Annotated in this window: 4 protein-coding genes; 2 read left to right on the plus strand and 2 right to left on the minus strand. The window is 51.1% G+C overall.

Annotated elements, in window-relative coordinates; all coding sequences use genetic code 11:
- Nucleotides 1–377: 377 nt before the first annotated feature.
- Nucleotides 378–1646, minus strand: coding sequence for an MFS transporter (locus AC9UEP_RS04335; protein WP_509544306.1), 1269 nt, complete (start codon nt 1644–1646; stop codon nt 378–380).
- 9 nt (nt 1647–1655) lie between these two features.
- Nucleotides 1656–2471, minus strand: coding sequence for a 3-methyl-2-oxobutanoate hydroxymethyltransferase (gene panB / locus AC9UEP_RS04340; protein WP_509544308.1), 816 nt, complete (start codon nt 2469–2471; stop codon nt 1656–1658).
- Between the two features lie 89 nt (nt 2472–2560).
- Here panB and AC9UEP_RS04345 point away from each other — a divergent pair, with 89 nt between their 5' ends.
- The gene (locus AC9UEP_RS04345) at nt 2561–4228 is read left to right on the plus strand and encodes an NAD+ synthase (RefSeq protein ID WP_509544310.1); all 1668 of its coding nucleotides are present in this window, start codon (nt 2561–2563) and stop codon (nt 4226–4228) included.
- Between the two features lie 63 nt (nt 4229–4291).
- Nucleotides 4292–5547, plus strand: a 1256-nt coding sequence (locus tag AC9UEP_RS04350; protein WP_509544327.1) for a glutamine synthetase family protein, incomplete at its 3' end; no start/stop codon positions are given.

A 5547-nucleotide genomic window follows, 5' to 3' on the forward strand; every position in this document is an offset into this window, starting at 1 on the left:
TACGACGCTTTGGTGCAGCCTTCTTTGCTGCTGCCTTCTTACGACGCTTTGGTGCAGCCTTCTTTGCTGCTGCCTTCTTACGACGCTTTGGTGCTGCTGCCTTTACGGCAGCCTTCTTACGACGCTTCTTAGGCGCTGCTGGTGCAGCTGCCTTCTTACGACGCTTTGCAGCCATCTGTTTTCTCCTAATCGGAAGGGTTCGGATCCGTCACCCAAACCTGTTTCGTGGATAAGTGTGACGGAGTTTTGAAAGAAATACCACTACATAGTGAGAAATATTTCAGTGCGTGTCGCAATTTATTTTTTAATAATTTCTATGTATCTACGCAAATTTGGCAGTAATTTTTTCTACGAATGTAAGAAATTTGATTGAAAATTTAGGAATTCTCCAGATTTTTGCGATTTTGGCGTTCTCGAACCGCGAATTCGTTCGTTTCGACGTCGTATTTCCACATTTTCGGCAAGAAAAAGGCCAGAAATGCGACCACGATGGCACATAAAACGCCCCCAGAAGTTACCGAAAAGGAGAGACTGGAAGCAGAGGCGATTGTCGCTGCCCGTAATTGTCCGGCCAGTGGACCGACCGAGTAAGAGAGTAATTCGATACCGGCAAGTCGTCCACGAAAGTGGTCCGGGATTGTTTGATTCCAGATATTTGCTCGGAACAGGGCGCTGATCATGTCAAAGGCGCCGGCGATAGTCAGGAAGAGCAAGACCAGAACTAAGGATGTACTCAGGCCGGCAACAGCGATGGCAAGACCCCAACCGATGGCGGCCAGAATTACCGCTCTGCCATGAAAGCGATAGCGAGTTGTCCATCCGGATGTCACGGTAATTAGAACTGCGCCGACTGTAATTGCGGAATAGAACATTCCCAGGGCCCACGGTGCATTGAGTTGGTCGGCCCAGAATGGATAGAGCGCCATCGGCATCGCAAGTGTCATTGCCGCCAAGTCAATGATGTATGTGCCAATTAAATCTTGGCGACTAAATGCATATTTCACACCATCTAATAACGCTGCCAGAGATGGCTTTTTCGCCTCTTTTGAAGAAGGCATAGATCGCACACGTGCCAGAAAAACGAGTGCAACAACATAAGTTGCCATATCCACTGCGAAGCCGGCTGAGATGGAAAATGTGGCGAAGATAATTCCGCCCACTGTGGGACCGACGATCAGACCCAGCTGCCAACGCAAACTCATCAGCGCAGTAGCTGCCGGCAGATCTTGGTGGCCGACTAATCGAGGCAACATGGCATCGGCGCTAGGACGTTGTAAACCATCGACTACCGCAAAGAGTCCGGCTGCGATGTAGATGACCCAGACCTTTGGCTCCCACAGCATCGAGTTAGCAAGAAGTAGTGCCACCAACAACATGGCGCCAGCTTCGGTCGCCCAGACCATCTTCTTACGGTTGACTGAATCGGCAAGGACTCCGCCGTAGAGACCAAAGATAATCAGTGGCACGAGTTCAATGACACCGACGATGCCTACGGCAAGGTAGGAATTGGTGAGCTCTTTAATCTGAAAAGGGATAGCGACATAGGTAATCATCGATCCGAGGTAAGAAATCAGCCCGGCCGCCCAGAGATTACGAAAATCTGGATATTTTTTAAGCGGAGTGAGATCTATTGAATGCTTTGCCACTACCAAAGACTAGTGAAAGCTCTGCGCTTCAGTGGGAAATGCTCCGGTGCGAACTTCGGTAGCAAACTCTTTGGTAGCAGCTAGTAATTCGGCTCGCAGATTGCGATATGCCTTAGCAAGTTTGGGCGGATTGGCGGTAAAGCCAGCCATATCTGTCCAGACTAGAACCTGGGCATCGCATTGTGCGCCGGCGCCGATTCCGATGGTGGGAATTGCCAGGGCTGCGGTAATTCTGGCCGCCAATTCGGCTGGCACAAGTTCTAGCACGAGGGCAAAAGCACCTGCTTTTTCGAGGGCGAGTGCGGCCTCCAACATGGCATCGCCATCGGTGCGACCCTGCACTCGATAGCCGCCTAGTTGATGAAGTGATTGCGGAGTAAGGCCTAGGTGGACCATGACTGGAATACCGGAAGAGGTGAGTTTTTCAACGGTTGCAATATGAGCACCTTCTATCTTCACCGCCATCGCACCGGCCTCTTTGAAAAATCGGGTAGCAGTTGTCAGTGCTTGTTCCGGGGAAGCTTCATAAGAACCAAAGGGTAGATCTGCCACCACCATTGCCCGCGCGGATCCGCGTACTACTGCTCGGGTGAGGGGAATTAAATCATCGACTGTGACCGGAATGGTGTTCTCTTCGCCGAGAAAATTATTGCCGGCGCTATCACCGACGAGCAGTACTGGAATTTGGGCCTCATCGAAAATCGATGCTGTGATCTGTTCATAGCTGGTGAGCATCGGCCATTTTTCACCGCGCACCTTGGCCGCGCGCAGATCAAGGATGGTCACGCGGCGATGGGAGGCGCCACCGTAAAGGGTTGTACTCATTATTTCTCCTGCCTCGGAGCCGCTTGGCGCGGTCCCCGGGTCACAAACAATGGTACCCCTGATACGCAACTGGGCGATAATCTTGAACAATGAAGTTGCGATTGGCCCTGGCGCAGGTGAACCCAACGGTCGGAGACCTCGCGGGTAATGCCGCGATGATTATCAAATGTGCCCACCAGGCGCAGCTAGCTGGCGCCCACATTGCGATTTTTCCAGAGATGGTTCTGACCGGTTATCCGGTCGAAGATTTAGCGCTCCGGCCATCTTTTCAAGTAGCAAGTAAGAGCGCACTGGAATTACTGGCGCGCCAGATCAACCCGCAGATTGTCAGCATTGTTGGCTATCTCGATCACCTAAATGGGCGGCCACAAAATATGGTGGCGGTTATTGCTGGGGGTGAAGTAAAAGCCCGCTATGCCAAGTGCCACCTACCTAATTACGGCGTCTTTGATGAGTACCGCAATTTTGTTGCAGGAGATTCCACGCTGGTCGTGCGCATTCATGGCGTTGATGTGGGCATCGCAATTTGTGAAGATCTCTGGATCGATGGTGGCATCAGCGCCCAACTCGCAGCGCGCAAGCCTGGACTTGTGATCGTGCCCAATGGTTCACCCTTTGAGCGCGCTAAAGATGATGTGCGCTTAGAACTTGTTACCCGGCGCGCTGCCCAAATGAACGCACCACTTGCCTATCTCAATATGACCGGCGGCCAAGATGATTTAGTTTTCGATGGCGACAGCATTGTTGTTAATAGCGATGGCGCACTGATTGCACGTGCTCCACAATTTGAAGATGGCGTGATGCTGGTCGATGTCGAAGTTGCAACTACAACATCAAAGCCCGATGTCATCATTTCAGAGGTACCTGTAGAAATTGCCAAGCAACTGATTCCCGGAATCGCACAGCGCCTTGGTGCTGAAGAACAGATGTGGAAGGCCATTGTTGTGGGGCTGCGCGATTATGTTGCCAAGAACGGATTCTCATCTGTCCTACTTGGTTTATCTGGCGGCATCGATTCTGCCGTTGTGGCAGCCCTGGCTGTTGATGCACTCGGCCCGGAGCAGGTGCACGCGGTTGCCATGCCAAGTAAATATTCTTCCGAACATTCCATCGCTGATGCGCAAGCGATGGCCAGCGCCACCGGCCTTGGTTTTCGTGTTATTGAAATTCAGAAGATGGTCGATGCCTTCACTAGCCAAGTCGAACTGAGCGGACTTGCCGAAGAGAATGTGCAGGCGCGCGTGCGCGGCACCACTCTGATGGGACTTTCCAATCAGAATGGCCACTTGGTGTTAGCAACCGGAAATAAATCAGAGCTGGCATGTGGGTACTCCACGCTCTATGGCGATGCCGTCGGTGGCTATGCCCCGATTAAAGATATTTATAAGACTGATGTTTGGGCACTTGCGCGTTGGCGCAATCGCGTTGCTATCGAAGCTGGCGAGGTTGCTCCCATTCCGGAGAACTCCATCACCAAGGAGCCATCGGCAGAGCTTCGACCTGATCAAAAAGATTCTGATTCACTTCCTGAGTATGAGCTATTAGATAAAGTGCTCAAAGCTTATGTCGATGAAGATTTAGGACACGATGCACTCATTGCTGCCGGCTTTGATCGAGAGTTAGTCATTCGCGTGATCGGCATGGTCGATCGGGCGGAATACAAGCGCCGCCAATATCCACCTGGCACCAAGGTCTCCGAGCGTGCTTTTGGTAAAGATCGGCGCCTGCCTATGACAAGTAAGTGGCGCGAACTCTAGTTTTGTAACATGGGCGTAACGTGACTTTGGCACGATGTGACCATGTCCCCAGATAATGAAAATATGAGCAAGCAGCAAGAGTTCGTCCTGCGCACCGTGGAAGAACGCGATATCCGTTTCATTCGTCTGTGGTTTACCGACATTCTTGGCACCTTAAAATCTGTTGCCATTGCACCGGCCGAACTTGAAAATGCTTTTGAAGAAGGAATTGGTTTCGACGGTTCTGCGATTGAAGGCTTTGCTCGTGAATTTGAATCAGATATGTTGGCAAAACCAGATCCGGCAACTTTTACCATCTTGCCTTGGCGAGCAGAGGCGCAAGGCGCTGCTCGTATGTTCTGTGACATTACCTTGCCAAGTGGGCAAGCATCCCCGGCTGATCCGCGCAATGTGTTGCGTCGCACTTTAGCTAAAGCTTCCAAGATGGGTTACACCTGTTACACCCACCCAGAAATTGAATTCTTCCTCTTTAAATCACAACCCGAAAAAGGCGTGGCACCGGTGCCAGTTGATCAAGGTGGCTACTTCGATCACACACCTGCAGTTGTGGGACATGATTTTCGCCGGCAAGCAATTACTACTTTAGAAGCTATGGGTGTCTCAGTTGAATTTAGCCATCATGAAGGTGCGCCCGGACAACAAGAGATAGATTTGCGCGATGCTGATGCGTTAAGTACGGCAGATAACATCATGACCTTCCGTCATGTGATTAAAGAAGTGGCCCTTAACCAAGGCTTCTTCGCCTCCTTTATGCCCAAGCCCTTTACCGAACATCCTGGCTCTGGAATGCACACCCACGTCTCACTCTTTGCAGGTGAGAAGAATGCTTTCTATGACCAGAATGCAGAGCTCAATCTCTCTGCTGTTGGTCGCCAATTTATTGCCGGTATTTTAAAACACGCTGCTGAAATCACGGCCGTTACAAATCAATGGGTCAACTCCTATAAGCGCTTACAAGGCGGGGGAGAAGCACCCTCCATAATTAACTGGGGCCACAATGATCGCGGGGCACTGGTGCGGATCCCGATGTATAAACCAAATAAAGAGAACTCCACCCGGATTGAATTCCGTTGTCCAGATTCAGCATGTAATCCATACCTTGCCTATGCCGTGATGTTGGCAGCAGGGCTGCAAGGTATTGAGAAGAAGTATGTGCTGGAAGCTTCCACTGATACGCAGTTACTTCCATCGAACCTGGAAGAAGCAATTACCGTGATGGAGAAGAGTGAGCTCGTGCGCCAGACCCTAGGTGAGCATGTCTTTGATTACTTCCTGCGCAATAAGCGCTCTGAGTGGCAGGACTATCGCCGCCAGGTGAG

The sequence above is a fragment of the Candidatus Planktophila sp. genome (assembly GCF_040402315.1).
In the GTDB taxonomy this organism is placed as follows: domain Bacteria; phylum Actinomycetota; class Actinomycetes; order Nanopelagicales; family Nanopelagicaceae; genus Planktophila.

What these genes read in the sequence shown, in the direction of transcription:
- AC9UEP_RS04345 (WP_509544310.1), top strand. Translation starts at nt 2,561, where the DNA reads ATGAAGTTGCGATTGGCCCTGGCGCAGGTGAACCCAACGGTCGGAGAC.
- panB (WP_509544308.1), bottom strand. Translation starts at nt 2,471, where the DNA reads ATGAGTACAACCCTTTACGGTGGCGCCTCCCATCGCCGCGTGACCATC.